The 25467-nt window shown below is 71.6% G+C and carries 16 protein-coding genes, 2 tRNA genes, 1 pseudogene and 1 riboswitch; of the genes and pseudogenes, 8 read left to right on the top strand and 11 right to left on the bottom strand.

From position 1 onward, the window contains the following. Nucleotides 1–112: 112 nt before the first annotated feature. Complete coding sequence (locus tag ACFYR3_RS34065; protein WP_355852844.1) at nucleotides 113–2206, bottom strand: asparagine synthase-related protein; 2094 nt, start codon at nucleotides 2204–2206, stop codon at nucleotides 113–115. A gap of 1106 nt (nucleotides 2207–3312) precedes the next feature. Between ACFYR3_RS34065 and ACFYR3_RS34060 the strand changes: the two genes are divergently transcribed. The 4 genes from ACFYR3_RS34060 to ACFYR3_RS34045 all read left to right on the top strand — a co-directional run bounded on the left by ACFYR3_RS34060 (nucleotide 3313) and on the right by ACFYR3_RS34045 (nucleotide 9029). After that, nucleotides 3313–4734, top strand: coding sequence for an MFS transporter (locus ACFYR3_RS34060; RefSeq protein WP_355852847.1), 1422 nt, complete (start codon nucleotides 3313–3315; stop codon nucleotides 4732–4734). A gap of 148 nt (nucleotides 4735–4882) precedes the next feature. Next, complete coding sequence (gene lhgO, locus ACFYR3_RS34055; protein WP_355852850.1) at nucleotides 4883–6088, top strand: L-2-hydroxyglutarate oxidase; 1206 nt, start codon at nucleotides 4883–4885, stop codon at nucleotides 6086–6088. A gap of 668 nt (nucleotides 6089–6756) precedes the next feature. Next, the gene (gene trmB, locus ACFYR3_RS34050; RefSeq protein WP_355852853.1) at nucleotides 6757–7593 is read left to right on the top strand and encodes a tRNA (guanosine(46)-N7)-methyltransferase TrmB; all 837 of its coding nucleotides are present in this window, start codon (nucleotides 6757–6759) and stop codon (nucleotides 7591–7593) included. A gap of 89 nt (nucleotides 7594–7682) precedes the next feature. Then, nucleotides 7683–9029, top strand: a complete 1347-nt coding sequence (locus ACFYR3_RS34045; RefSeq protein WP_355852856.1) for a PrsW family intramembrane metalloprotease — start codon at nucleotides 7683–7685, stop codon at nucleotides 9027–9029. 99 nt (nucleotides 9030–9128) lie between these two features. On the opposite strand, the gene ACFYR3_RS34040 is transcribed toward ACFYR3_RS34045, so the two are convergent. From ACFYR3_RS34040 to ACFYR3_RS34020, 5 genes and pseudogenes are all read right to left on the bottom strand, one after another. Further along, on the bottom strand, nucleotides 9129–10073 hold the full coding sequence (locus ACFYR3_RS34040) for an aldo/keto reductase (protein ID WP_355852858.1): 945 nt from the start codon (nucleotides 10071–10073) through the stop codon (nucleotides 9129–9131). 222 nt (nucleotides 10074–10295) lie between these two features. Beyond that, on the bottom strand, nucleotides 10296–11330 hold the full coding sequence (locus ACFYR3_RS34035; protein ID WP_355852861.1) for a M23 family metallopeptidase: 1035 nt from the start codon (nucleotides 11328–11330) through the stop codon (nucleotides 10296–10298). An 11-nt stretch (nucleotides 11331–11341) separates the two neighbouring features. Further along, nucleotides 11342–11499: riboswitch (cyclic di-AMP (ydaO/yuaA leader) on the bottom strand. Between the two features lie 319 nt (nucleotides 11500–11818). Then, a pseudogene (locus tag ACFYR3_RS34030) lies at nucleotides 11819–13008 on the bottom strand (PP2C family protein-serine/threonine phosphatase). 142 nt (nucleotides 13009–13150) lie between these two features. Next, a tRNA-Met gene (locus ACFYR3_RS34025) sits at nucleotides 13151–13224 on the bottom strand. Between the two features lie 47 nt (nucleotides 13225–13271). Beyond that, nucleotides 13272–14432 carry a dihydrofolate reductase family protein gene (locus ACFYR3_RS34020; protein WP_389285773.1) on the bottom strand — a complete coding sequence of 387 codons (1161 nt, stop codon included), beginning with the start codon at nucleotides 14430–14432 and terminating at the stop codon, nucleotides 13272–13274. Nucleotides 14433–14498: 66 nt separating this feature from the next. Here ACFYR3_RS34020 and ACFYR3_RS34015 point away from each other — a divergent pair, with 66 nt between their 5' ends. Continuing rightward, entirely contained in the window at nucleotides 14499–15008 is a 510-nt protein-coding gene (locus ACFYR3_RS34015; protein WP_355852867.1) for a MarR family transcriptional regulator, read from the top strand. Nucleotides 15009–15131: 123 nt separating this feature from the next. Then, nucleotides 15132–15794 carry a GTP cyclohydrolase II gene (ribA, locus tag ACFYR3_RS34010; protein WP_389285771.1) on the top strand — a complete coding sequence of 221 codons (663 nt, stop codon included), beginning with the start codon at nucleotides 15132–15134 and terminating at the stop codon, nucleotides 15792–15794. A gap of 134 nt (nucleotides 15795–15928) precedes the next feature. Here ribA and ACFYR3_RS34005 read toward each other — a convergent pair. The 5 genes from ACFYR3_RS34005 to ACFYR3_RS33985 all read right to left on the bottom strand — a co-directional run bounded on the left by ACFYR3_RS34005 (nucleotide 15929) and on the right by ACFYR3_RS33985 (nucleotide 22754). Further along, a tRNA-Lys gene (locus ACFYR3_RS34005) sits at nucleotides 15929–16001 on the bottom strand. Between the two features lie 120 nt (nucleotides 16002–16121). After that, nucleotides 16122–17657 carry an amino acid permease gene (locus ACFYR3_RS34000; RefSeq protein ID WP_355852973.1) on the bottom strand — a complete coding sequence of 512 codons (1536 nt, stop codon included), beginning with the start codon at nucleotides 17655–17657 and terminating at the stop codon, nucleotides 16122–16124. A 477-nt stretch (nucleotides 17658–18134) separates the two neighbouring features. Beyond that, the gene (locus ACFYR3_RS33995) at nucleotides 18135–20423 is read right to left on the bottom strand and encodes a DEAD/DEAH box helicase (protein ID WP_389285769.1); all 2289 of its coding nucleotides are present in this window, start codon (nucleotides 20421–20423) and stop codon (nucleotides 18135–18137) included. A gap of 522 nt (nucleotides 20424–20945) precedes the next feature. After that, nucleotides 20946–21464 (bottom strand): hypothetical protein, encoded by a 519-nt coding sequence (locus ACFYR3_RS33990; protein ID WP_389285767.1) that lies wholly within the window; start codon nucleotides 21462–21464, stop codon nucleotides 20946–20948. 192 nt (nucleotides 21465–21656) lie between these two features. After that, a complete protein-coding gene (locus ACFYR3_RS33985; RefSeq protein ID WP_355852879.1) occupies nucleotides 21657–22754 on the bottom strand; it encodes a serine hydrolase domain-containing protein in 1098 nt (365 codons plus the stop codon). Between the two features lie 321 nt (nucleotides 22755–23075). On the opposite strand from ACFYR3_RS33985, the gene ACFYR3_RS33980 reads away from it, so the two are divergent. Both ACFYR3_RS33980 and ACFYR3_RS33975 read left to right on the top strand, forming a co-directional pair. After that, nucleotides 23076–23426, top strand: a complete 351-nt coding sequence (locus tag ACFYR3_RS33980; RefSeq protein ID WP_355852882.1) for a metallopeptidase family protein — start codon at nucleotides 23076–23078, stop codon at nucleotides 23424–23426. A 393-nt stretch (nucleotides 23427–23819) separates the two neighbouring features. Next, a complete protein-coding gene (locus tag ACFYR3_RS33975; RefSeq protein ID WP_356784506.1) occupies nucleotides 23820–25403 on the top strand; it encodes a metallophosphoesterase in 1584 nt (527 codons plus the stop codon). The last annotated feature ends 64 nt before the right edge of the window (nucleotides 25404–25467 follow it).

Here is a 25467-nt window from a genome sequence, read left to right as displayed (position 1 = left end):
TCCGCCCCTGCCCTTCCCGTACCTGGGGCTCCGCCCCGGACCCCGCTCCTCGAACGCCGGAGGGGCTGAATCCTGCCCCGCTGTCGAAACCGGAGCCGGGCGCCCGAAGGGATCAGGCCCGCTGAGCCCCCGCCCCCAACGCCCTCCCCTGCGGAACGATCCCTGCAGGAACGGCCCGCTGCCGCGCCGGCGTGCCCGTCCAGCAGGTCCCGCGCCGGGCCAGCAACCGCCGCAGCCACAGTTCGAGCGAGACGAGATCGGCCAGCCCGTCGAGGGGCAGCGGTGCCCCCTCCGCGGCCGCGCGCAGCGCCTTGCGGACGACTCGCGCCTCGACCAGCCCCGCCTGCGCGAGCAACGGTGTGTCGAACAGGGAGATCAGGGAATCGGCCGCCACCCGCAGCCCCGTACGGGCCGCCGCCGCGGAGGACGCGTGGGACGGCGCCCCCCACCCGGGAGGCAGCTCGGCGACACCGGCCCCCTCCAGCACCGTGCGCAGAATCGCCCCCCGCGCCCCCGGCTGCACCCGCAGCGCCTCCGGCAACGCACGGCACGCCCGGACGACCTGGTTGTCCAGGAAGGGCGTGTGCAGCCGCTGGAAGCGGATTTCGGCGGCCTGCTCCAGGACGCGTACGTCCGCCGCGTGGCGGGCCAGCGCGGCACGCGCGCGGAAGTCCCCCGGCCGTTGCCCGGGACCGACGTTCGGCCGCCCCCCGCCGGCCTGGAGGCGAACCGATACTTCAGCCAGCGCCTCCCCGGTCAGCCAGCGCGCCGCGGGCCCGGGTCCGGCCCAGCTGAGCGCGGCCAGCGACGCGCCCACCGCACCTCCGGGGTCCTCGAACCGCCGCTGCAGCAGCTGCTCGGCGAGGACGTCGACTCCGGTGCGGTAGGGCGTACGGGCGAGCTTGCGCGCCGCGCCGTAAACGCGCGCGGGGACCATCACCGACCCGTCGGCCTTCGTCAACGCGGCGACGGGCCGCACCAGATGGCGCCGCTTGCGGTCCATGAGCAGGTCGGCGAGGCGGGCCGGATGGGCGTCCAGCACCTGCCGCGCGCCGTAGCCCGTGAAGTGGTCCGCGCTGCCGGAGGCGAGCCGCGCGCGGTGGCGTGCCGCCGTCACCAGGGACGGCCCCGGCTCGTCGGTCAGCGGCCCCTCCAGGTCGGCGTAGGGAAGGGTCTCCTCGCCTCCGGTGACGACCACGTGGTGCAGCCGGGGATTCGCGGCCAGCGTCCCGGCCCGCTCCAGTTCCGCCTCGCGTCCCCGCACGGCGAGGTCGTTGAAGGTCACCGCCAGGAGCCGTTCCCCGGCGCCGGTGCCGTGTCCGAGGACCGTGCCGGGCGCTCCGGGAAGCCCTGCGGCGAGCAGTGCGAGGGTCCCCGAGGCGGGCCCTCCGGAGAGGTCGGCTCCGATGCCCGGCACCGGCGTCCCGCGCGCGGCGCGCCGCTCGGCGGGTCCCATTCCGGGCACGGGCCCGGGGTCCACATCGGCACCGGGCACATGGCGGGGAGCGGACAGGCGTGCGCGGACGGCCTCCACGAGGGCGTCCCGTACGGCGTCCACGGCGATCGTGGGATCGGCGGTGGGCGCGGCGACGGCGAGGGAGGCGACGGGCTCGTACCCGGCGATCTCGCGCGCCCCGGCCCTCAGGATGAGTGTGTGTCCCGGCGGAATGCGGCGCACGCCCTCGTACGGGGTGGAGTCGTGCACCGCGGCCGGTACGTCGGGGGCGGCGAGCATCGCGGCCAGGTGCCCGAAGTCGAGGTTGGCCTCGATGAGGTCGGCGAGCGGGAGCGCGGCGGTCGCGTAGGCCGTACCGCCCGCCCAGGGGGTGTAGAACACGGGCCGCGCGCCGGCGAGATCACCGCAGACGGTCACCCGGCGGCCGACCTGGACGACCGCGGTGTAGCTGCCGGACCAGTTGGTGAGATGGCGAAGTGCTCCGCCGCGCGCGGCGAACAGTCCGACCCGCAGTTCCTCGTCGGAGGCACCGCAGATGCCGAGGACGGCGATGCGGTTCTGCGCGTCGGCCTTCACCACGCGGACCTCGTCGGGGCGCCAGTCGCCGACGGCCCACAGCGGATCGGGATCGCCCCACAGGAGTTGGGAACCCACCGGGTGCACGGTCTCGCCGTCGTTCCCCGTGGCGCCCGCCGAGCCGATCGCGGACGCTTTGGCGACGGTGCTGCTCCACCCCACCAACCATCGCATCGCCGCCTCCACAGGCTGTGGACAACCAGTGCACCGTACGAACTCGGCACCATGCTGCCACGAAGGAGGCGTGTGGGAGGGTTCCTGCGGCGGCTTGTGCTCCCCGAAGTGCGCCCCCGTGCGAACGTCCGCGCCGCCGCGAGACGGCCGCACAACCGGCAAATGCCGTGCAGGCAGGGCCTGTTGGGGCACTCGGGTGCCACCGCGCGCACCCAAGGGGAATCACCCCCGAACGGCCCAGGAACCGCAGCCGATCTGCCGCCGAACACCCCCGAGCCGCCGCCGATCCGTCGCCGAACAACCCCTGAACCGTCCCCCGCCCGGCAGTTGACCCGCCGCTTGACGGAGCAGGGCGACCACGACACCGCCGTCACCCGCCCCGACACCGCGTGCGAAGCGATCGGATGCAACGCGAGGCAACGAGACATCAACTCGGCCGCGGAGAAGGCTCCCGGCACCCCGCGGCACCCAACTGTCGACGCGACCGGCGGCCGGTCCGGCACCCGGGCCGACAACGCGGCCGACGCGCCCGCCGACACCCGACCTGCGCGCCGACGCCCCCCGCGACCACCTCTCCCGCATCACCCGACCCCCAACGGGTCGACGCGAATGCGCCCCCGATACGCTCCCTCAGGACGCCCTTAGCGCCCTCAACTGACGTGGTGGGAGCCCTAATCACCCTCAGGGGTGGCCATCGATTTTCGGCCAAATCGGTGATGGACGGACAGGCGCGGACACGCTCCGTACAGGCCTTGCGCACCGCTTCGGCAACGCACAGTCCGGGAGGCGGAGTTCGCCTCCCGGACCGGTCCGCCGCCCGCGGGGATGTAGGCGGCGGTGTCCCCCAGCCCACTGGATCCAGTACAGCGGGCCGACCCACGCACGTTCCATGGAAGCGCTCCCCACCGTGGCCGGAGAAGAGCGCACGGACGGGCGCACGGCCACACAACAGGAGCACGCCGCGACAGTCCGTACAGTCGTACGGACCACAATCCCGCCAACCGGACGTACGCCCCTTAACGCTGGGGATCGGGCGAACTACGCTGGGTTTACGAATGCCGCGTGGTTATGCCATTGCGGCAGCCGTCTGTGTCGAGGGGTGGCGCATGTCCAGGGAGCAACGCGGGCCGAACGAAAAACTCGGCGCCGTTCTCGCCCTCGCGGGAATCAGCAACGCAGGACTCGCGCGTCGCGTCAACGATCTTGGCGCTCAACGCGGGTTGACTCTTCGCTACGACAAGACGTCGGTGGCGCGCTGGGTGTCGAAAGGCATGGTGCCGCAGGGCGCCGCGCCGCACCTCATCGCGGCCGCCATCGGCCAGAAGCTCGGCCGTCCGGTGCCGCTCCACGAGATCGGGCTGGCCGACGCGGATCCCGCGCCGGAAGTGGGCCTCGCCTTCCCCCGTGACGTCGGGCAGGCGGTGCGGTCGGCGACGGAGCTGTACCGCCTCGACCTCGCCGGGCGCCGGGCCGGCGGCGGCATCTGGCAGTCGCTGGCCGGCTCCTTCGCCGTGAGCGCCTACGCGACTCCCGCCTCACGCTGGCTGATAACCCCGGCCGACAGTTCGGTGGCGCGCGAGGTGAGCCCCGGTGAGGGCTCCGGAGCACCGCTGAAGGTCGGCCACAGCGATGTGCTGAAGCTCCGCGAGGCGGCGGAGGACGCCAGGCGCTGGGACTCCAAGTACGGGGGCGGTGACTGGCGTTCGTCCATGGTGCCGGAGTGCCTGCGGGTCGAGGCGGCACCCCTGCTGCTCGGCTCGTACACCGACGAGGTCGGCAGAGCGCTGTTCGGCGCGTCGGCGGAGCTCACCCGTCTCGCGGGCTGGATGGCCTTCGACACGGGCCAGCAGGAGGCCGCGCAGCGCTACTACATCCAGGCGCTGCGGCTGGCCCGCGCGGCCGCCGACGTGCCCCTCGGGGGCTACGTCCTGGCGTCCATGTCCCTCCAGGCGACCTACCGCGGCTTCGGCGACGAGGGCGTCGACCTCGCCCAGGCCGCCCTGGAACGCAACCGCGGACTCGCCACCGCCCGCACCATGAGCTTCTTCCGGCTCGTCGAGGCACGTGCCCACGCGCGCGCGAGCGACGCCCAGGCGGCCGGCGCGGCGCTGAAGGCGGCCGAGGGCTGGCTGGAACGGGCCCGTGACGGCGACAACGACCCGTCCTGGCTCGGCTTCTACGGGTACGACCGCTTCGCGGCCGACGCCGCCGAGTGCTACCGCGACCTGAAGGCACCGCGCCAGGTACGCCGGTTCACCGAACAGGCGCTGTCGAAGCCGACGGAGGAGTTCGTGCGTTCGCACGGACTGCGCCTGGTGGTGTCGGCGGTCGCCGAACTGGAGTCCGGCAACCTGGACGCGGCGTGCGAGCAGGGCGTGCGAGCGGTGGAGGTCGCGGGGCGCATCTCCTCCGCGCGCACCACCGAATATGTGAAGGACCTGCTGCACCGGCTGGAGCCCTACGGCGACGAACCGCGCGTGGTGGAGCTGCGGGAGCGGGCGCGTCCGCTGCTGATGGCCCCGGCCTAGAGGCTGACGGCGCCGGCCCAGAACCGACGGGTCCGGGGTGGACAGGGCGCCACGGCCCCGCGGCGCAAAAAAAGCGCGGGGCGCGGTTCTCGGGTTTGAGGGCATTGTCAGTGGCGCAGTGCACTATCGAAGCCGGGAGGTGGTGCAGATGCGGAGCGCGTACGACTGCGATGTGCTGGTGATCGGCGGCGGGATCGTCGGCCTGTCGACGGCGTATGCCATCACGCGCGCGGCGCCGGGCACCCGGGTGACGGTGCTGGAGAAGGAGCGGGGGCCCGCCCGGCACCAGACCGGGCGCAACAGCGGGGTGATCCACAGCGGGATCTACTACCGCCCCGGCTCCCTGAAGGCGCGGTACGCGGTGCGGGGCGCCGCCGAGATGGTCAAGTTCTGCGCGGAGTACGACATCGCACACGCCGTCACCGGCAAGCTGATCGTCGCGACGGAGAAGTCGGAGCTCCCCCGGCTGCACAGCCTGGTGCAGCGCGGCCGGGAGAACGGCATTCCGGTCAAGGAGCTGGGCCCCGCCCAGCTCGCCGAGCACGAGCCCGAGGTCCGCGGCCTCGCCGCCATCCATGTCGGCACCACGGGCGTCTGCGACTTCGTGGCGGTGGCGCGCAGGCTCGCGGAGGCCTCCGGGGCGGAGATCCGGTACGGGGCGCACGTGGTGCGCGCCGACCGCCGCCCCCGCCTCGGTGTCGCCGTGCGCACGTCCGACGGGACGATCGTCCGCGGACGGGTGCTCGTCAACTGCGCGGGACTGCACTGCGACGAGACGGCCCGGCTCATGGGGGACGACCCCGGAATGCGGATCGTGCCCTTCCGCGGCGAGTACTACACGCTGGCGCGGCCGGAGCTGGTGCGGGGCCTGGTGTACCCGGTTCCGGACCCCGCGTTCCCGTTCCTCGGCGTCCATCTCACCCGGGGCATCGACGGCGGCGTCCACATCGGCCCCAACGCGGTGCCCGCGCTCGCCCGGGAGGGATACGGGTGGGGGGTCGTCCGGCCCCGGGAGCTGGGCGCGACCCTGTCCTGGCCGGGTTCCTGGCGGATAGCGCGACGGCACTGGCGCTACGGAGCCGGGGAGCTGCGCCGGTCGCTGTCCAAGGCCGCGTTCACGGAGGCGGTGCGGCGGCTGCTGCCCGCGGTGACCCCGGAGGACCTGATTCCCGCCGCCGCCGGGGTCCGCGCCCAGGCGGTCCTGCGGGACGGCACCCTGGTCGACGACTTCCTGATCAAGGAGGGCCCGAGGACGGTGCACGTACTGAACGCACCGTCCCCCGCGGCCACGGCCTCCCTGCCGATCGGCCGGGAGGTCGCCCGCCGTGCCCTGGCGGCCCTGGCAGCGGCCTGAGCGACCCACCCGGCGACGACGGGCCACTCCTGGACCCCGGCGCCGCAAGGGACCGCCCACCACCACCGACCCGCCCGCACTGCGACCGGGCACCCGGCGCCGCAAGGGCCCACTCATCATCACGATGAGCCGCCCGACGGCCGCCCGCCCGGCCCGCGACGGACCGCCGTCCACCGTCACGGGCCTCCCGGCACCACGACGAGGCACCGCGACAGGTGTCCGGCGTCCGGGTCCGACGACCGACGAGCGGCGACCGGCGACCGGCGACCGGCGCCAGGTTCAGGCGTTCGGCGACCGGCGACAATCGACGGGCATCGGGCGACAGGGGCACCTGACGTCACCAGGGCTGCCCCCAGGCCCCCGCCACCCGAGGGGGCCGGCCCCCGCACCACGCACCCCGCGACAGGCGTCAGGCGTCGTGGGCACCCGGCGTCACCAGGGCTGCCCCCAGGCCCCCGCCACCACGAGGGGGCCGGCCCCCGCACCCCGCGACAGGCGTCCGGCGTCCGGCGTCCGGCGTCCGGCGTCCGGCGCCAGGGTCAGGCGCTCGGCGACAAGCGACGGGCATCAGGTGTCAGGGGCACCCGGCGTCACCAGGGCTCCCCCCGGGCCCCCGCCACCACGAGGGGGCCGGCCCGCACCCCGGCGCCCGTAAAATCGACCCCACTGTGTCTGACTTCCTCGACTCCACCGAAGAGACCCGGCCCGCCTCCGCCGAGGACGGCCCGCCGCGTCACCACCGCGCCAAGGGCGGGCCCCGCTTCCCCGACGGTCCTCAGGCGGATCCCGCCGGCTCGCACTTCGAGCGGCGGATCCGGAGCTTCCAGCCGCGGCGGAGCCGGGTGACGACCGGGCAGGCGGACGCGTTGCAGCGGCTGTGGCCCAAATGGGGCCTGGACATCGACGGGCAGCGGACGCTCGACCTGGCGGAACTGTTCGGGACGGACGGCCCCGTCGTGCTGGAGATCGGCTTCGGCATGGGAGAGGCCACCGCGCAGATGGCGGCCGAGGACCAGGAGACCGGAATCCTCGCCGTGGACGTGCACACCCCGGGCCAGGGCAACCTGCTCAACCTCGCCGAGCGGAGCGGCCTGACCAACGTCCGGGTCGCGAACGGCGACGCGATCATCCTGCTCCGCGAGATGCTCCCGCCCGCGTCCCTGAACGGCCTGCGCGTCTACTTCCCCGACCCCTGGCCCAAGAAGCGGCACCACAAGCGGCGGCTGATCCAGCCGGAGTTCCTGGATCTCGCCGCGACCCGTCTCGAGCCGGGCGCGCTCGTGCACTGCGCGACGGACTGGGAGCCGTACGCCGAACAGATGCTCGAAGTGCTGAGCGCGCACCCCGACTTCGAGAACACCCGGCCGGACGGCGGTTTCGCGCCCCGTCCGGAGTTCCGGCCCCTCACCCGTTTCGAGGGCCAGGGACTGGACAAGGGTCATGTGGTGAACGACCTCCTGTTCCGGCGCGTACAGCATCGAGACCAGCACACTCAGGGCGACTGACCCGCACACACCCTCCGGCGTCCCACGGGAATTCCCGTGACCTCCGGTTACTCTCGCGGGCCACGCCCTCCCTCGTTAGGGTCAATGCCGTGGCCATCCATCCTCCGTACCCGACACAGCCCGGCGGCCCCGCCGGACGTGCGCCGATACATCCGCACTGGTGGCAGCGCAGATGGGTCCGGTACGGAGCGCTGATCACCCTGCTCTCGATGTCGGGTCTGGTGATCCTCGCCCTCGTCCGCGAACAGACCGGAACCGAGGGCTTCCTGGTCGGCCTCGGACTGGCCGTGTTCCCCGTGCCGCTGCTCGTAGCCGCCTTCCGGTGGCTGGACCGGGTCGAGCCGGGCCCCTGGCGCAACCTGCTCTTCGCCTTCGCCTGGGGCGCCTGCGCGGCCGCGCTCATAGCGATCGTCGCCAACAGTTTCGCGACCCGGTGGATCGCGATGGCGACCGCGGATCCGTCCAGCGCCGACACGCTCGGCGCCACCGTCATAGCGCCCGTGGTCGAGGAGTCGGCGAAGGCGGCGGCCGTCCTGCTGGTCTTCCTCTTCCGCAGACGGGACTTCACCGGGATCGTCGACGGTGTCGTCATCGCCGGGATCACCGCCACCGGCTTCGCGTTCACCGAGAACATCCTCTACCTCGGCACCGCCTTCGGCTCCGACCAGCTCAGCGGGGAGAGCGGGCTCACCTCCGTCACCGCCGCGACCTTCTTCGTCCGCGTGGTGATGTCGCCCTTCGCGCATCCGCTGTTCACCGTGCTGACCGGCATCGGGTTCGGCGTCGCGGCGCTGTCCGCCGAGCGCCAGCATGTGCGCCGTGTGCTGCTCCCGCTCACCGGACTGCTCCTCGCGATGGGCATGCACGCGATCTGGAACAGCTCGTCGGACTTCGGCGAGTTCGGGTTCTTCGGGGTGTACGCCGCGTTCATGGTGCCCGCGTTCGGGCTGCTGACCTGGCTGGTCGTCTGGACCCGGCAGCGCGAACTGCACACTGTGCGCACGGAGCTGCCCGCGTACACCGTCGCCGGGTGGCTGGGCCCGACCGAACCGTGGGCCCTCGGCTCGATGCGGGCACGACGGCTCGCCCGCGAGTACGCGGGCCACCACTTCGGGAGGACCGCAGCACGCTCGGTGGCGGAGTACGAGGCGTACGCGACCTCGCTCGCGTTCCTGCGCCGCCGGGGGCGCAGCGGCCGGGCGGGCGCCGATTTCGTCGTACGGGAGCGCGAGTTGCTCGCCGAACTGTGGCGCCGCCGGGAGATCGCCCGTCCGGCCCTCGCCTACGCGGCCCGCGCGACAACACCGCTGCCCGCGCCACCGCCCTGGCCGGCCCACGGATACGGGTACATCGCCCCGCCCGCGCAGCCATACGGACCACCGGCACAGGCGTCGGCGCCGGCTCCGTATCCCGCGTACAACCCGTACCGCACGTAGGCGCGGAACGGCGGCCCCGGCAGGCCCGGAAGACGCCACCCCGGCGCGGGGCACCACCGTCATTCACCGGCGGTGTCGCGCCGTCGGCACGGCCCCTGCTTACGCCGAGGCCTTCGACAGCCGCGTCAGTTCCTCGTCCGTCAGCACCAGGTCCGCGACCCCCAGCAGCGCCGGGAGCTGCTCCACCGTGCGGGCTGAGGCGATCGGCGCGCCGACCGTCGGCTGTGCGGCCAGCCAGGCGAGGGCGACCGTCGGCACCGCGACGCCATGGGCCCCGGCGATCTCGTCGAGGGCGGCGAGGACCCGCGGCCCGCGTTCCGTACCGAGGTGCTTGGCCGCGCCCGCCGCCCGGGGCGAGTCGACCGTCGTTCCGGGGCGGTACTTGCCGGTGAGGAAACCGGAGGCGAGAGCGAAGTACGGGACGGCGGCCAGACCGGCCCGGGAGGCGACGTCCCGCAGGGCGCCCTCGTAGGTGTCGCGCGAGACCAGGTTGTACTGCGGCTGGAGCGCGACATACCGCGCGAGGCCCTCGCGGTCGGAGAACTCCAGGGACTCCTGGAGCCGCTCCGGCGAGATGTTGGAGGCGGCGATGTGCCGCACCTTGCCGGCCCTCACCAGTTCGTCGAGGGCGCCGATGATCTCGTCGACCGGCACCTCGGGCTTGTCGAAGTGGGTGTAGTAGAGGTCGATGTGGTCGGTGCCCAGGCGGCGCAGCGACGCGTCGGCCGCGGCCTTGATGTTGGCACCGGACAGCCCCGGGTACGCGGGGTGCTGGCTGACCTTGGTGGCGACCACGATGTCCGCACGGTTGCCGCGGGTCCTCAGCCACTTGCCGATGATGGTCTCGGACTCGCCGCCCTCGTTGCCCTCGACCCACGCCGAGTAGGAGTCGGCGGTATCGAGGAAGTTGCCGCCGGCGGCCGCGTAGGCGTCGAGCACGGCGAAGGACCGGGTCTCGTCGGCCGTCCAGCCGAAGACGTTGCCGCCGAGGGAGAGCGGGAAGACCTCGAGGTCGGACGAACCGAGCTTGCGAAGAGAAGTCATGTACGACGTCAACACCCGTGCCGGATGCACGTATTCCGGACTCACCCGGGACGGGCCGGTGCGCGCAAGCGTCCGCGTCTGAATGACCGGCGGTCCTGACGTCGGGGGGATGACGTCAGGACCGCCGGAGATCGGGGAGGACACGCGTACGGCACGCGTCAGGGGTCACACCCGTCCGCGTCGGACGCCGTACGGCTCATACGGCTCAGGAGCCCGTACGGATCAGGGGTTGAGGCCCTTGCTCTGGAGCCACGCCATCGGGTCGATGCCGGTGGCGGCGCCGCCGGGGTGCACTTCGAGGTGCAGGTGCGGCCCGGTGACATTGCCCGTCGCGCCCACGCGTCCGATGACATCGCCCGTGGCGACCTTCTGGCCCACGCTGACACTGATCGACGACTGGTGGCAGAACCACAGCTCCGTACCGTCGTCGAGGGTGAGGATCGTGCGGTAGCCGTACGATCCGGCCCAGCCGGCCTCGGTGATGGTGCCGCTGTGGATCGCCTTGATGAGCGTGCCGGTGGGCGCCGCGAAGTCGAGACCGGTGTGGTAGCCGGAGGACCACATGGAGCCGGCCTCGCCGAAGCGCGAGGTCAGGGTGTACGAGGAGGTCGGCAGCGAGTAGCTCTTGGCGAGCTCGGCGAGGCGCTCGGTCTCGGCCTTCGCCTTGGCCGCGTCCTCCGCCTTCTGCTTCGCGGCGGCGGCCTTGGCCTCCGCGTCGTCCTGCTGCTTGGCGGCAAGCGCGACGGCCTTCTTGGCGGCGGCAGTCTGGGCTGCCTGCTGAGTGGCGCTGTCGGCCTGGTTCTGCTGCGACTGGGCCTGCTGCATGATGCGGGAGCGCAGCGCCTCACCCGCGTCCGTGGCACCCTGCGCCGCGTCGGCGCTGGTCAGACCGGCGCTGGTGAGCGGAGTCGTGGAGCCCTTGGGGGCGCTGGATCCGCCGTCCGATATCAGGGCCTTGGCGGACTGGGTGACCGACGACAGGTCGGGCAGCGAGATCGAGACGGGCGGCTTGCCCGGCGCGGCGCTGGCGATGCCACCCGCGCCGACGGCGGCTATGACGCCGACGCCGAGAACCGTGGAGCTGCGGGCGAGTCCTCCGCCGCGCTGCTTGCCCGTGCGGTGCCGGCCGCGGACGGGAAGAACGGAATCCTCGGTGGGGTTCCACTCCTCCCAGGGGCCCTCGTCCTTGCCGTAGCCGAAGGTATGCGTGTCATTCGGCGCGAACGAGGTCGGCTGAGCGGGCCGGTCGGATGCCACGTGGGCGCACTCCTTTGCTTCCTTGCCGCCTACCGGGTTAGCTGACGGGTTCGGAGCAGGAAGGTCTCCTACGCGCGTATAGCCACCGCGTTCCCACGGCGGAATACGCTCGATTCACCCCAAGTTGATGGTTCCCCGGTTCCCTTGCGGGATTCGGCGCGTGCGCACGGAGCCACCTCTTGTGACGGCTGTAACGACCGCGCTGCGTTATCGAACGTTAATAGACCCAGGCACCGAATTCCAAGCTGTTCGGACTGATCATTAACGGCTTTTGGCCAGGACTTTGGGGTCATGAGCGGTGAAAAACGGGCGAGTTGACCTTATTCCGTCGACACGGGTTTCCTTGACGGTATGTCAGTTTCTATGCGGAGGGAGACGGTCCGGTCACCGTTCGTGACCGCGGCTGAAAAGGCTGTACATGTTGCGCGCGAAGGGCCTCCCGAGCTCTGCGGAATTCCCCTCGACGAACACCCGTCGACGAGCACGCGTCAAAAGCGCCGGACGGCGAGCAGCGCCATGTCGTCCGTCAAGGCGCGCCCGTATGCCGGCGGACCGCCTCGGAGAGGGCGGTCAGCAGCGCTTCGGGGCCGGGAAGGACCCGTCCGGCCAGCCACGCGGCCGGATCGTAGAACTTCCCGCGCGAATCACGGGCCTCGGAGAGCCCGTCGGTGTGCAGGAGCAGCATCGCCCCGCGCGGAAAGCGGCTCTGCACCGCCCGGTCGGGCCAGGTTCCCAGCTCGCTCATCCCGAGCGGCAGCGCGAAGGGCTCGGCGGTGAGCGTGACGAGCGTGCCGTCCGGATGCAGGAGCAGGGGCGGCGGATGGCCGCGGTTGACGATGCGGACGACGTCGTCGTCGGGCGGGATCTCCGCCAGGACGGCGGTGGTGAACTCCTCGAACGCGTCGGGGCTCTCGTGCAGGGTGCCCGGGCGCGTCAGCGCCCGCTCCAGGCGCCGTGCGACCGCCTCCTGCTCGGCCGCCTCCCGGAACGCGCCGACCACCACGGCGACGGCGGCCACCGCGGTCATCCCCTTCCCCCGTACGTCCCCGACGACCAGCCGCACGCCGTACGGGGAGTCCTGCACCGCGTACAGGTCGCCGCCGATGAACGCGTCCTCCTGTGCCGCCTCGTAGCGGGCCGCGACATCGAGGCCGTCGATCCGCGCCGCGGGCTCGGGCAGCACGGCGCGCTGCGCGAACTCGGCGATCTCCCGGACGGAGGCGAGCCGTTCGTCACCGCGCCGGACGACGATGTTGAGGAGGACGGCGAGGACGGCGGCGGTCGCCACGGTGACCGTCTCGGTGACCGCGTCGACCTGCAGGACGATGCCGAGCAGACAGTGGACCAGGAGCACGGCGCCGACGGCGCCGGCGCCGGTGAGGAGGGTGCCGCGCAGCGAGTAGAGGGGCGCGGCGACCAGGGGTGCGGCCGTGAAGAGGGGTGCCGCGGTGAATTCCGACGGCGTGAAGTAGTCGTAGAGGATCCCGGCGGCCACGAACAGCGCCGGCAGGGTGCGGACGAAGGCGCGCGCGAAGAAGATCCTGCGGGAACCCGCTCCCGCCGGACCGGGCGGCGCGGGCGGCGCGGCGTTCCCGGGCCCGCGGCCACCACCGGACGACGGCCCGTCGGCCCGGTCATGGAGTTCTCCGGTCCGCTGCTCACCTCCTGGCTGCCCCACCCGTCCAGAAGACCCGGAGCGCGGACGGCGGGCGACCGGTGTGGCCCGACCGGGGGATGCCGCCGACTGCCGGAGGAAACCCGCCCGGGGACAAACACCAAGGGCCGGAACTCGTTTCCGAGTTCCGGCCCTTGGCCTTGAGTAGCGGGGACAGGATTTGAACCTGCGACCTCTGGGTTATGAGCCCAGCGAGCTACCGAGCTGCTCCACCCCGCGTCGTTAAGACCAGTGTACGCCATCCGCGGGACCCGAAGCACACACGTTTAAACGCACCGCTTCAGCGGCTGGTCCGGCAGATGCCCGTTGGGTGCCTTGGCCCGGTCCGCGTACTCGGGGAGGACGACGACGTCGGCGCCCGCGGCGGCGAGGAGCCCGTTCCCGTCTGCGTCCGTGACGAAGGTGTCGGGCTCGCGCCAGGCGGTGACGACCCGGCACACACCGGCGTCGAGGATGAGCCGGGCGCACGGCGCGGGCCGGGAGGCGCGGTGGGCGCACGGCTCCAGGCTGCTGTAGACGGTGGCGGCGGCCAGTCGCGGATCGGCGGGGTCGATCTTGGCGAGGGCGGCCTCCTCCGCGTGCACGACGGGGTCGTCGCCCTCGCGGGAGTGGCCCCGGGCCAGCTCGGTCCCGTCGGCCGCGACCACCACGGCGCCCACGCTGAACGCGGTCTTCGACGGCGGGCACAGTGCCGCCAGCTCGCAGGCGAGCTCCAGCCAGCGCCGGTCCGCCGCGGAGGCGAGGGGGCCGGTGCCGGGCGCGGTGGGGACGTACCGGATGAGCACGACGTCCCCGACGGGCCGTGTCTCCACCAGCCGCAGCCGGCCCAGGGGATACGCGCCGGGCCCGAACAGCCGCGGCGCGTCCGGCTGCCCGACGAAGAGGGGGGCGACGGCGAGCTGCAGTTCGTCGGCGAGTCCCTCGCGCACGAGCTGGGTGTGGACCTTCCCGCCGCCTTCGACCATGAGGCGGCGCACCCCCCGTACGTCGTGAAGGTGTTCCAGCAGCACACGCCAGTCGAGGTCGGGCCCGGTCGGGACGACGTCGACGCCGACGAGGCCGTGCAGCAGGGCGGCTGCCCGCGGCGCGCCCTTGTCCGTCGTGTAGACGACCTTCTCGCCGCCCGTGTGCCAGAACTGCGCCTGCGGGTCGAGATCACCGGAACCGCTGACGGTGACCTTCAGCGGGTACTCGGGACGGCCGCCGGCGACGCGGGCCGCACGTCGTTCGGCGGAGTTGACCAGGAGCCGTGGATTGTCCGTGCGCAGCGTGCCGGCGCCCACCAGGATCGCGTCGCTGGACGCCCGCACCTCGTCGACCCGGTCGAAGTCGGCCGGGCCGGAGAGCAGCAGCCGCTCGGGGCCGATGTCGTCCAGGAAGCCGTCGAGGGAGACGGCGGCGGACAGCAGGACGTAGGGACGGGGCATCGGGACGCATCCTCCGGTCACACGGGCACAGTGGTTCAAGTTTTAAACAATACCTAGACTGGTCTCATGACGACCCGCTGGCTCTCCGCCGCCGAACAGCGCGCCTGGCGCTCGTACCTCTCCGCGACCTCCCTCCTGGAGGACGCCATCGACCGCCGACTGCAGGCCGAGGCGGGGATGCCCCACCTTTACTACTCCATCCTGGCCAAGTTGTCCGAGGCACCGGACCGGCGGCTGCGGATGACCGACCTCGCCGAGGCCCAGAAAATCACCCGCAGCCGTCTGACGTACGCGGTGACCCGGCTGGAAAAGGACGGCACCGTACGCCGGGAGGGCTGCCCCACCGACAAGCGCGGGCACATGGCCGTCCTCACCGACGAGGGCTTGGCCCTCCTGGAGCGGGTGGCGCCGGGACACGTCGAGACGGTGCGAACGGCGATCTTCGACCATCTGACGCCTGAGCAGGTGGAACAGCTGGATGAGATCTGCGGAACCATCACACGGGCGATCCAGGACGGGAATTCCGGGGCGGCCGGGGAAGATCTGCCGTGGCGGCGGCGTTCCTGCTCCTCGTGAAGGACGCGCGCGAGGCGTGAACCCCATTGCTTGAAGTTTGAAGCAGATGTAGGGTCTCCTCCCGAGACAGTGCTTCAAATCTGAAGCACAATCTCGTACGGACCCGCTGGACGGAGAGACAAGATGCGCGACCACCCCACCGCCACCGTGCGCACCCGCGTCCGCGTGCCCCTGCGCTTCGGCGACGGCTACTCCGTCGACGCGGAACTCGTGACCTTCCACGGCCTCGACGACAACAAGGAGCACCTGGCCGTCGTCCTCGGCGAGCCCGGCGAGAACCCACTGGTGCGGCTGCACTCCGAGTGCCTGACCGGCGATGTGTTCGGCTCGGCCCGCTGCGACTGCGGACCCCAGCTGCGCGAGGCGGTGGAGCAGATCGCGGACCGGGGCGGTGTCCTGCTGTACCTGCGCCAGGAGGGCCGCGGCATCGGCCTCTACAACAAGCTCGACGCGTACGCCCTCCAGGACCAGGGTCTCGACACCTACGCCGCCAACGCGGCTCTCGGCCTGCCCGAGGACGACCGCGACTACACGGCGGCCGCCCAGATGCTCCGGGCCCTCGGCATCGACTCCCTCGACCTGCTCTCCAACAACCCGGACAAGGCCGAGCAGCTCCGCGACCTCGGCATCACGGTCTCCCGCCGTGTCCCGACGGGCGTCTTCACCACCGCCCACAACGTCCGCTACCTGCGCGCCAAGGTCCTCCAGACCCAGCACACGCTCCCACTGCCGGAACTCACGGAGACCACGGAACTCACGGGACTCACGGGACTCACGGCGGGCTGACACCCCGGCACCCCGACTCGCGGGCCTGCGCCACACGTTCCCTCGGGCCGGCAGCGGTCCAGTAGGTCGGCGTGAGACCCCCCGGAACGAAACTAGCCCCCGGCTCAGATCGCTCTGAGCCGGGGGCTCTTCCGTAGACCCTGTGGGACTCGAACCCACAACCAATGGATTAAAAGTCCACTGCTCTGCCAATTGAGCTAAGGGTCCCCGCACCGGACAACACCGACACGGCGCACCGGCCCGCGCCGATGCATCCCCGAGCATAGCGGGACGTGGCCGGGACGCCGATCGGGTATCGGGTCCCGGCCGCGCCAAAAGCGCACAAGGTCAGGGATCGACCGGTTCGGGCGCACCCTTGCGGGCGGCCTCGCGGGCGATCGTGCGCTGGTGGTCGGGGTTGAGGAACCAGTGCCGGGCCGAGGCCAGCCACCAGGCCGCGGCGAAGCCGAGGACGACGAGGACGGCGATCGGGGCGTAGTTGAACGTCTCCCAGGTGACCGGGGAGACCTGGGGCAGCATGAACAGGATCGTGATGACGGCCACCCAGACGATCGCGATCACCCCCACGGGGCGGGACCAGCGGCCCAGATGCCAGGGCCCGCGCTCGAAGGCGTCGCCCTTGCGCACCCTCAGCAGCGTCGGGATGACGTAGGCGACATAGAGGCCGATCACCGCGATCGACGTCACGGCCGCGTAGGCCGCGTAGTTGATCAGGTACGGCAGGCCGAGCAGCAGGGCGCCCAGCGCGGCCAGCCAGACCGCCGCCACGGGGGTCCGCGTGCGCGGGTTCACCGTGTGCCACACCTTCGAGAACGGCAGCGCTCCGTCGCGCGAAAAGGCGTAGATCATGCGGCTGTTGGCGGTCACCGACGCCATGCCGCAGAAGAGCTGGGCGCCGATCACGACCAGCAGCAGGAGCTTCCCGGTCGTCGCCCCGAGCGCGTCGAGCAGGATCTGCGCCGGGGGCGCGCCCGTCGCCGAGCCCAGCTCCTTGTCGTACGACTGGATGGCGAAGTTGAAGCCGAGGAGCAGGACGAATCCGGCGATCCACGAGGTCCAGATGGACTGCACGATGCCCTTCGGGCCGGCCGTGGAGGCGTCGTGGGTCTCCTCCGTCATATGGGCGGAGGCGTCGTACCCGGTGAACGTGTACTGGGCCATGAGCAGCCCGATGAGGACGACATAGACCCCGCTGCCCCAGCCCGTGTTGTTGACGAACTTCGTGAACACGAAGTCCGCCGACTGGTGGTGGTCCGGTACGAAGGTCAGCGCGCCGACGATGACGGCGACACCGATGACGTGCCACCACACGCTGATGCTGTTGAGCAGGGCGACGATCCCCACGCCGAAGGTGTTGAGCAGGCCGTGCAGGACCAGGATTCCGGCGAACAGGAGGACCGTGCGGCCCGGCGTCACCACGAAGTCGAACTGGAGGTTCAGATAGGCGCCGAGGAAGGACGCGGCGCCGAAGTCGATGCCCGCGGTCACCGCGACCTGGCCGAGGACGTTGAACCAGCCCGTGAACCACGCCCAGGCTGCCGCGCTGCGCTCCGGGGCGAGCCGGTGCGCCCAGAAGTACAGCCCGGCGGAGGTCGGGTAGGCCGAACAGATCTCGGCCATCGCGAGTCCGACGAACAGCGTCATCAGACCGACCGCGACCCAGCCCCAGGTGATCACGGCGGGACCACCGGTGTTCATGCCGAACAGATACAGCGTCAGACAGCCCGACAGGACCGAGATGATCGTGAAGGAGACCGCGTAGTTGGAGAACGCCGACATGCGGCGGGCGAGAACCTGTGTGTAGCCGAGCTGGGCGAGCCGCTCTTCGTCCGACAGCCCAGTCGCTCTGGCGTCATCTGTCATGCCCCCAGCGATTCCCTCGCCGGGGGCATGACATGCGCTACGGGGAGAGCAAGCTGGCCAGAAAAGGCCCTTGTAGCCCTGCCAGCCACCGACGATCTTCACGCGCGGGCCGAACGAGCTGGTTCCCGTACCGGCGTTGCGGTAGACGTTCCCCGAGGTGTCGCGCTCGACCAGGTCGTTCTTGCCGTCGCCGGTGATGTCGCCGACCCCGACGATCGCGTTGCACGACGCGCCCCAGCCGCAGAACACCTTCACCCGGTCCTTCAACAGACCCGCCCTGGTGCCGTCGTGGCGGTACAGCGTCTCCGCCCTGTCCCGCGCGAGGACGTCGCCGATCCCGTCACCGTTCAGGTCCCCGGCGCCGACGATCTTCGTGGGGAGCAGGAACGCGTTTCCCACGGCTCGCCCCCGGAAACGACGATGTGGCCCCCATCCGAACCGGGTGGGGGCCACATCACTTCACTGAGCTACTGGGCGTCAGCCGTTGCGCTTCCAGCGCGGCTTCTCGTCACGGCGGAAGGTACCGGTGCCGGTGCCGGTGCCCGTCGTGCGGTGGTCGTCGCGACGCGCGGCCGGGCGGTCGTGGCCCGAGCGGAAGCTGCCGCCCGCGGGACGGTCGCCCTGACGGTCACGGTTGAAGGGGCGGTCGCTGCCCCGGTGGCCGCCACGGTCGTCACGGTTGAAGCCGCCACCACGGTTGTCGTCACGACGCTCGAAGGAACGGCCACCGCGGTCGTCGCGGTTGAAGCTGCCACCACTGCGGTTGTCGTCACGACGCTCGAAAGAACGGCCGCCACGGTCATCGCGGTTGAAGCTGCCACCACTGCGGTTGTCGCGGTTGAAGCCACCACCACTGCGGTTGTCGTCACGACGCTCGAAAGAACGGCCGCCACGGTCGTCACGGTTGAAGCTGCCACCACTGCGGTTGTCGCGGTTGAAGCCACCACCACTGCGGTTGTCGTCACGACGCTCGAAAGAACGGCCGCCACGGTCGTCACGGTTGAAGCTGCCACCACTGCGGTTGTCGCGGTTGAAGCCACCACCACTGCGGTTGTCGTCACGACGCTCGGAGGAACGGCCACCGCGGTCGTCGCGGTTGAAGCCGCCACCACGGTTGTCGTCACGGCGGAAGCCGCCACGGTCGTTGTCGCGACGCTCGTAGTTGCCCCGCTCGTCGCGGCGCTGACGCGGCTCGTACGCGGGACGCTCGGCCGACTCGGCGACAACGGCCTCGGCGGCCGGGGTCTCGGCGACGGCCTGCTCGGCAACGGCCTCGGCGGCAGCGGCGACGGCCACCTCCGGGTCCTCGCCCCGCTCACGCGCGGCACGGGCGACCAGACGGTCGGCCTCACCGCGCAGCTCTGCGGCACGACGCTGCGCGCGCTCCAGCTCCTTGGTGAGCTGGGTGACCTCACGCTCGGCCTGCTGGGCGGCGTCGCCCGCGGACTGGGCCTGGACCTCGGTCATGGACCGGGCGCCGGTGATCTCGGCGACCTCGGGCTCGAAGGCCGTACCCGAGTTGATGATGTGACGTGCGGCGTCGACGCCCGCGTCCTCCATCAGCCGGAAGATCTGGCGGCGCTGGTGCGGCAGCGACAGCGAGACGACGGTGCCGGAGCGGCCCGCGCGAGCGGTACGGCCGGAGCGGTGCAGGTAGTCCTTGTGGTCGCCGGCCGGGTCCACGTTCAGGACCAGGTCGATGCCGTCGACGTGGATACCGCGGGCGGCGACGTCGGTCGCGACGAGCGCGTTGACGTAACCGTCCTTGAAGTCGGCCAGCGTCCGGGTCCGCGCGCCCTGCGTCATGCCGCCGTGCAGCGCGTCGGCCTTCACACCCGCGTCGCGCAGCTGCTCGGCGATGCGGTCGGCGCCCAGCTGGGTGCGGACGAAGATGATCGTGCGGCCCTTGCGGGAGGCGATCGCGGCGGTGACCGGCGCCTTGTCCTTGGGCTTCACGATGAGGATGTGGTGCGACATGGTCGTGACGTTGCCCTGGGCGCTGTCGACCTCGTGCGTGACCGGGTTGGTCAGGTAACGCTTGACCAGCGTGGAGATCTCGTTCTCCATCGTGGCCGAGAACAGCATGCGCTGGCCGCCGGCCGGGATCTGGTCGAGCAGCTCGGTGACCTCGGGCAGGAAGCCCAGGTCCGACATCTGGTCGGCCTCGTCGAGGACGGCGATCTGGGTGTTCTCCAGCGAGCAGGCGCCGCGGTTGATGATGTCGCGCAGACGGCCCGGGGTGGCGACGAGGACGTCGACGCCGCGCTCCAGGGCGTAGATCTGGTTGCCCATCGACGTACCGCCGCAGACGACCTTCATCTTCAGGCCGAGGACGTCGCCGTACGGCTGCAGCGCGTCGGCGACCTGCATGGCCAGCTCACGGGTCGGCGTGAGGATGACGGCGCGCGGCTTCTTCTTCTCGGTGTGACCGCCGGCGAGCTGCGCGAGGGTCGGCAGACCGAAGGAGAGGGTCTTGCCGGAGCCGGTGCGGCCGCGGCCGAGGATGTCCTTGCCGGCCAGGGCGTCCGGGATGGTCGCGGCCTGGATCGGGAAGGGGCTGGTCACGCCGTTCTGGGCGAGCTTGCGGACGATGCCCTCGGGGAGACCGAGGTCTTCGAAGGTCATCTCGGGGGCGGTCTCGACGGCCTCGACTGCCTCGATGACCTCGACGGCCTCTACGGACTCGATGGCCTCGATGACCTCGACCGCGTCGTTGTTCTCGTTGTTCTCGGGCACGACGACGTGATCAGTACTGGAAACAGACATGCGAAATGCGAACCTTCCGGAGTTCTTCGGCACGCGCCCAAACTCCGTGAAGTCGCAAGCGACCGCCTCTATGCGGTCCGGCCACGGCAAGGGAGAGTACGCGCCACGCGGCGCTCTCTGCGGCGGCGCCGGGCAAATGGGATCAAACGATCTACTACCATACGCACCCTTCCCCCATGAAGGCAAACTGAGCCCCATACGACCAGGTGAGGATGCGTTCTTAGCCACCCGCTCGCATCAACAAAGCTACCTCGGCCGCGCCGATCGCGCTGTTGAACGGGCCACATCCACGGCCCCGATCGCCGTGAACCCCGCCACATCCGGCACGTCCACCACATCCACGAGACCCGGCACGGCGGCCCCGCGGCGGCCCTACGACGTCCACAGCGACCGGCACCACCGGCTCACGCCATCCACAGTGGCCGACTGCGGCCGGCACCGGCGCCCCTGCGACGCCCATGCGACCGACACCGAAGCCCCCGTGTGGCCCCTGTCCCCACCTGGGCCCCGACCCCGCCCCCGCTACACGGGTAAGCCCGCCTCGGGGGCGGGTTCCCGCTGGACGAGCTGCGTCACCGGCTGCTCGTGTGCCGACGACGACGGCTCCGCCGAGCCGGGGTCGGGCACCGGCGGCGACGACACGGGCGGGGGCTCGGGGGTCGGGTCCGCCGTCGTCCGCGTGGGACTCGGTTCGCCGGCCGGCGGCACGGAGTCCGTGGACGGCCCCCCGCCCTTCTCCGGCACCTTCACGGACGGCTTCGCACCCGGGGACGCCGACTCCGACGCGCCGTCGGACGCGGACTCCCCCGGCTTCGCCGAGGCCTTGTCGCCCTTGCCGCCCTGTCGGCTCTTCCCGCCGTACGACCCGACTCCGCCGCCTCCCGCCACGGTCCCGCCGCCGGGCGCCTCGCCGGCCCGTCGCCCGGCCGAGTGCGAGGGCCCCGGACGCCCCGCGTCGTCGCCGACGCTCATGCAACCGGCGGCGGCGGCAACGGCCATGACGGTGGCGACCAGACGGACGGGTACGTACAAGGCGCGCACGGGCGGCCACCTCCGAACGGGGTGTCCCCCGCTCTGGAGGAGCCGGGAGCGTGGGGAGAAACGGGAGTTCCCTCTGTCCAACTCCCGCCGCCCGCAAGAGGACACGCGCCCCCCGGGCCCAACCGGGCCCGAGGGGCGTACGGGAAGCTCGTACTTCCTGCGCGGCGAGTGCGATCCGGGAGGTGCCTCGGGTCAGCCGACCGCCAGCGGGGCCTCCGGGGCCAGCGCGGCCGCGATGCGCTGGGCGACCACTTCGGCCATGTTGCCGTCGGGCGTGTCCTTCGTCTTGGTGGCGTTGACCGCGATGGCCAGACGGTCGGACGGGAGATACGCCTGGATCGCCGCATAGCCCGAGAACGACGGGTTCTGCAGGACCCATCCGTTGATCACGATGACACCGAGCCCGAAGTGCCTGGCCTCGGTCTGCTCCAGGCAGATCGTGGCGGGACAGGTGGCGGTCGCGTGCCCGAGGCCGACCGTCCCCGGGTTGATCAGGGTGCGGTAGGAGCGGTGCGAGAGGAGTTCGCCGCTGCCGATGGCCGCCGCCGAGCGGGCCAGGTCACAGACGTGCGTGGTGATGACCGCGCCGGGCGCGGTGGTCCACGACGGGTTCCAGAAGGTGGACTCCTCGTACAGGCCGCGCTCGGACGTGAAGGCGTGCAGGACCGGACGCGGGATGTCGGGGGTGAAGTTGTTCCGGGTGTTGTCGAGACCCAGCGGACCCGTGACCCGCTCCCTCAGGAACCTGTCGATCCGAGTGCCGGTGATCTTCTCCAGAGCCTGGATCAGAAGCAGGTAATTGGCGTGGGAATAGCTCCAGTTGGTGCCCGGCTCGTACCAGAACGGGTGGCTGTAGGGGTACGCGAGCAACTGCTTCGGGGTCCACTGGCGGAACGGGTGGGCCTCCAGCTCGGCCAGGAAGGCCGGGTCGGTGACGTAGTCGTGCAGCCCGGTGGTGTTGGTGGCCAGCATCCGCAGGGTGATCCGGTTCGCCTTGGGCAGAGTGGGCAGCCAGCGCTCCACGGTGTCGTCGAGGCGGACCTTCCCCTCCTCGACCAGTTGGAGGAGGGCCGTGCCGACGTAGGAGAAGGCCACGGAACCGGCACGGAAGTGCATGTCCGGCTGGGCCGGGACACCGGTCATGGACTCTCCGAGCGCATCGGTGAGTACCTCGCGCCCGTCGCTGGTGACCTTCAGCTCCACGGACTTCAGATGGAGTTCGGCCTTCGCCTTGCGGGTGATGTCGAGAACCTCACGGGCCTCGCCGTCGAGAGGTCTCGCGGTCCTCACGCAGTCGCTTCTGTCAGAGCGTCCGGGCCCCCCGGCGAACGCCGGTGCGGCGGCGGTGCTCTGGACCGTGACGGCGAGGAGGGCGGCGCAGAGGAGGGCCCTGCGGGCAGCGCGCACACGCGTCCGCGGTCGCGTCGGGATAGGGATGCGGGTCATGCCCGCACTATGTCCGGATGATTGACGGCAATTCGACAGAACACTCCGGAACTGGTATGAGACACCCCATGTGGGGCAGGCGACCGGCTTCGCCTCCACCGGATCCGGCCCTTCGGACCCTCCGTCGCACGCCGCCGGTGGCGCGCTGTCCCCGACAATGGCCTTGTGCTGGAGATGACGCGCGAAACCTTCGAAGAGCTCGTGAGCCAGGCGCTCGACCGGATCCCGCCCGAGCTGACCCGGGTCATGGACAACGTCGCCGTGTTCGTCGAGGACGAGCCGCCGGCGGACGACCCCGAACTGCTGGGCCTCTACGAGGGCACCCCGCTGACCGACCGCGGCGAGTGGTACGCCGGGGTGCTCCCCGACCGCATCTCGATCTACATGGGCCCCACGCTGCGCATGTGCGAGACCTCGGACGCCGTGGTCCACGAGGTCGCGGTGACCGTGATCCACGAGATCGCCCACCACTTCGGCATCGACGACGACCGGCTGCACGAGCTGGGCTGGGGCTGACCGAAGCACGAACGGGCCTGCGCCCGAGCGCAGCCCGCCTCCCCTCACAAACCCGGCCCCACCCCGCCCCCGCCCCCGACCTCGAACCCGGACCCCGCCCGCCCTGCCTCAGACCCGGCCCCGGCACGCCCGGCCTCTAACCGGCCACGGACCGCCCCCGGCTTCGCACCCGGACCCCGCCCGGCCTCAGACCCGGCCCCGGACCGCCGCGCCTCGGACCCGGACCCGGCACGCCCCGGCCTCAGACCCGGACCGGCACGACCACGCCCTCGGACCCCGCCCGGCCTCGAACCCGAAGCCGGCACGAGTACGACCGCGGGGCGCCCGCACACCCGTTCCGCAAGGGCGATGGAACTTCGCATACCCGCCCCAACCCTTGGGCATACGGGACCAATGGCCCGCGTCCGCGTTGCCGCAACCACCACCGTCCGCCGTATGACCGACCGCGCCCGCCCGGCGCTGCACGCGCTCACCCGCCGCCGCCACGGCCGCCGCAAGGGCCCGGTGCTCGAGCTCGCCGCCCGGCCGAACCCGTACGCCCGCGCCCTCGGACTTCTCTGCGTGGTGCTGCTCGGCGCCTGGCTGGGACTGCTGGTCGTGGGCGACGTCCGCGTCCCGGTCGGCCCCATGAACACCACCATGACCCTGCGCCCCTCCCTCACCGGCGGCACGAAGATCAACATCTCCCCGCTCGGCGCACTGGAACTGCGCAGCCACGAGGCCCCGCTGCGTCTCGACGTGGACGTGGACCGGCTGGACCCGGAGCGCTCCCAGGCCCTCGTCGACCACCCGGAGCGCCTCGCCGGACTCCAGGACGAAGTCGTGCGGGACGTCGAGCACGGCACCCTCGACCTGGCCGTCCGCTCCTGCATAGCGGTGGTCGCCGGCGCCTCCGCCCTCGGTCTCGCGGTCTACCGCCGCCCGCGCCGGGCCCTCACCGCGGGCGGCCTCGCCCTCGCCCTGCTGACCGCCTCGGGAGCGACCGCCTTCGCCACCTGGAACCCCGAGTCGGTCCTGGAGCCGAAATACTCCGGACTCCTCGCCTCCGCGCCCTCCCTGGTCGGCGACGCCCGCAACATAGTCAGCGAATTCGACGTCTACCAGAAGGAGTTGGCGCGTCTGGTGACGAACGTGACGAAGCTGTACGACGTCACCTCCACCCTCCCCGTCTACGAGCCCGACCCGACCACGATCCGGGTCCTGCACGTCTCCGACATCCACCTGAACCCGGCGAGCTGGAAGATCATCGCCTCGCTCGTGACGCAGTACTCCATCAATGTGATCGTCGACTCCGGCGACACCATGGACCACGGATCGGCGGCCGAGAACGGCTTCCTGGACCCGATCCGGGACCTGGGCGCCCCGTACGTCTGGGTCCGCGGCAACCACGACTCGCGCGAGACACAGCGCTACCTGGAACGCATGAAGAACGTGCACGTCCTCGACGACGGCCGCGCGGTCACCATCGCGGGCCTGCGCTTCGCCGGCATCGGCGACCCCCAGTTCACCCCGGACCGCGCGGTCGCGCCGGGCGGCGACGCGGCGGAGGATCTCGCGGGCGCCCGGCTGGCCTCGGCCCTGCGCGACCAGCTCGCCGCGGGCACCCCGGTGGACATCGCCGTCGCCCACGAACCGTCGGCCGCGCGCGGGACGGACGGCCAGGTGCCCCTGGCGCTGGCCGGTCATCTGCACCACGAAGGGATGGAGGTCATGAAGTACGGCACACGGCTGCGCGTCGAGGGCTCGACGGGCGGCAGCGGGCTGCGCGCGGTCGAGGGCGCGTACCCGGACCCGATCGAGGCCTCCGTCCTCTACGTGGACCGGGACACCCGCCGGCTCCAGGCCTGGGACGAGATCAGACTGGGCGGGCTGGGGCTGACGACGGCCGAGGTCAGCCGCCATCTCGTGAAGGAGAACCAGCCCGGGGCCACCTCGTCGCCGACGCCTTCTCCGAGCCCCTCCGGGACCTCCCCGTAAACCGTTTTGGCGATACCCGCCGCCATCCCATATGCTCATGACGTCCCCGACGCGCTGCAAAGCG

Origin of the sequence: Streptomyces sp. NPDC005784 (genome assembly GCF_042871525.1) — a bacterium.
Classification (GTDB): domain Bacteria; phylum Actinomycetota; class Actinomycetes; order Streptomycetales; family Streptomycetaceae; genus Streptomyces.
This window is presented reverse-complemented; position numbering and strand designations above follow the sequence as displayed.

Excerpts from the sequence above, each read along its gene's own strand:
- ACFYR3_RS34060 (WP_355852847.1), top strand. The coding sequence starts at position 3,313 with ATGTCCAGGGAGCAACGCGGGCCGAACGAAAAACTCGGCGCCGTTCTC.
- ACFYR3_RS33995 (WP_389285769.1), bottom strand. The coding sequence starts at position 20,423 with ATGTCTGTTTCCAGTACTGATCACGTCGTCGTGCCCGAGAACAACGAG.
- ACFYR3_RS34040 (WP_355852858.1), bottom strand. The coding sequence starts at position 10,073 with ATGACTTCTCTTCGCAAGCTCGGTTCGTCCGACCTCGAGGTCTTCCCG.
- ribA (WP_389285771.1), top strand. The coding sequence starts at position 15,132 with ATGCGCGACCACCCCACCGCCACCGTGCGCACCCGCGTCCGCGTGCCC.
- ACFYR3_RS34065 (WP_355852844.1), bottom strand. The coding sequence starts at position 2,206 with ATGCGATGGTTGGTGGGGTGGAGCAGCACCGTCGCCAAAGCGTCCGCG.
- lhgO (WP_355852850.1), top strand. The coding sequence starts at position 4,883 with ATGCGGAGCGCGTACGACTGCGATGTGCTGGTGATCGGCGGCGGGATC.
- ACFYR3_RS34015 (WP_355852867.1), top strand. The coding sequence starts at position 14,499 with ATGACGACCCGCTGGCTCTCCGCCGCCGAACAGCGCGCCTGGCGCTCG.
- ACFYR3_RS33975 (WP_356784506.1), top strand. The coding sequence starts at position 23,820 with ATGGCCCGCGTCCGCGTTGCCGCAACCACCACCGTCCGCCGTATGACC.
- ACFYR3_RS34000 (WP_355852973.1), bottom strand. The coding sequence starts at position 17,657 with ATGACAGATGACGCCAGAGCGACTGGGCTGTCGGACGAAGAGCGGCTC.
- ACFYR3_RS34020 (WP_389285773.1), bottom strand. The coding sequence starts at position 14,432 with ATGCCCCGTCCCTACGTCCTGCTGTCCGCCGCCGTCTCCCTCGACGGC.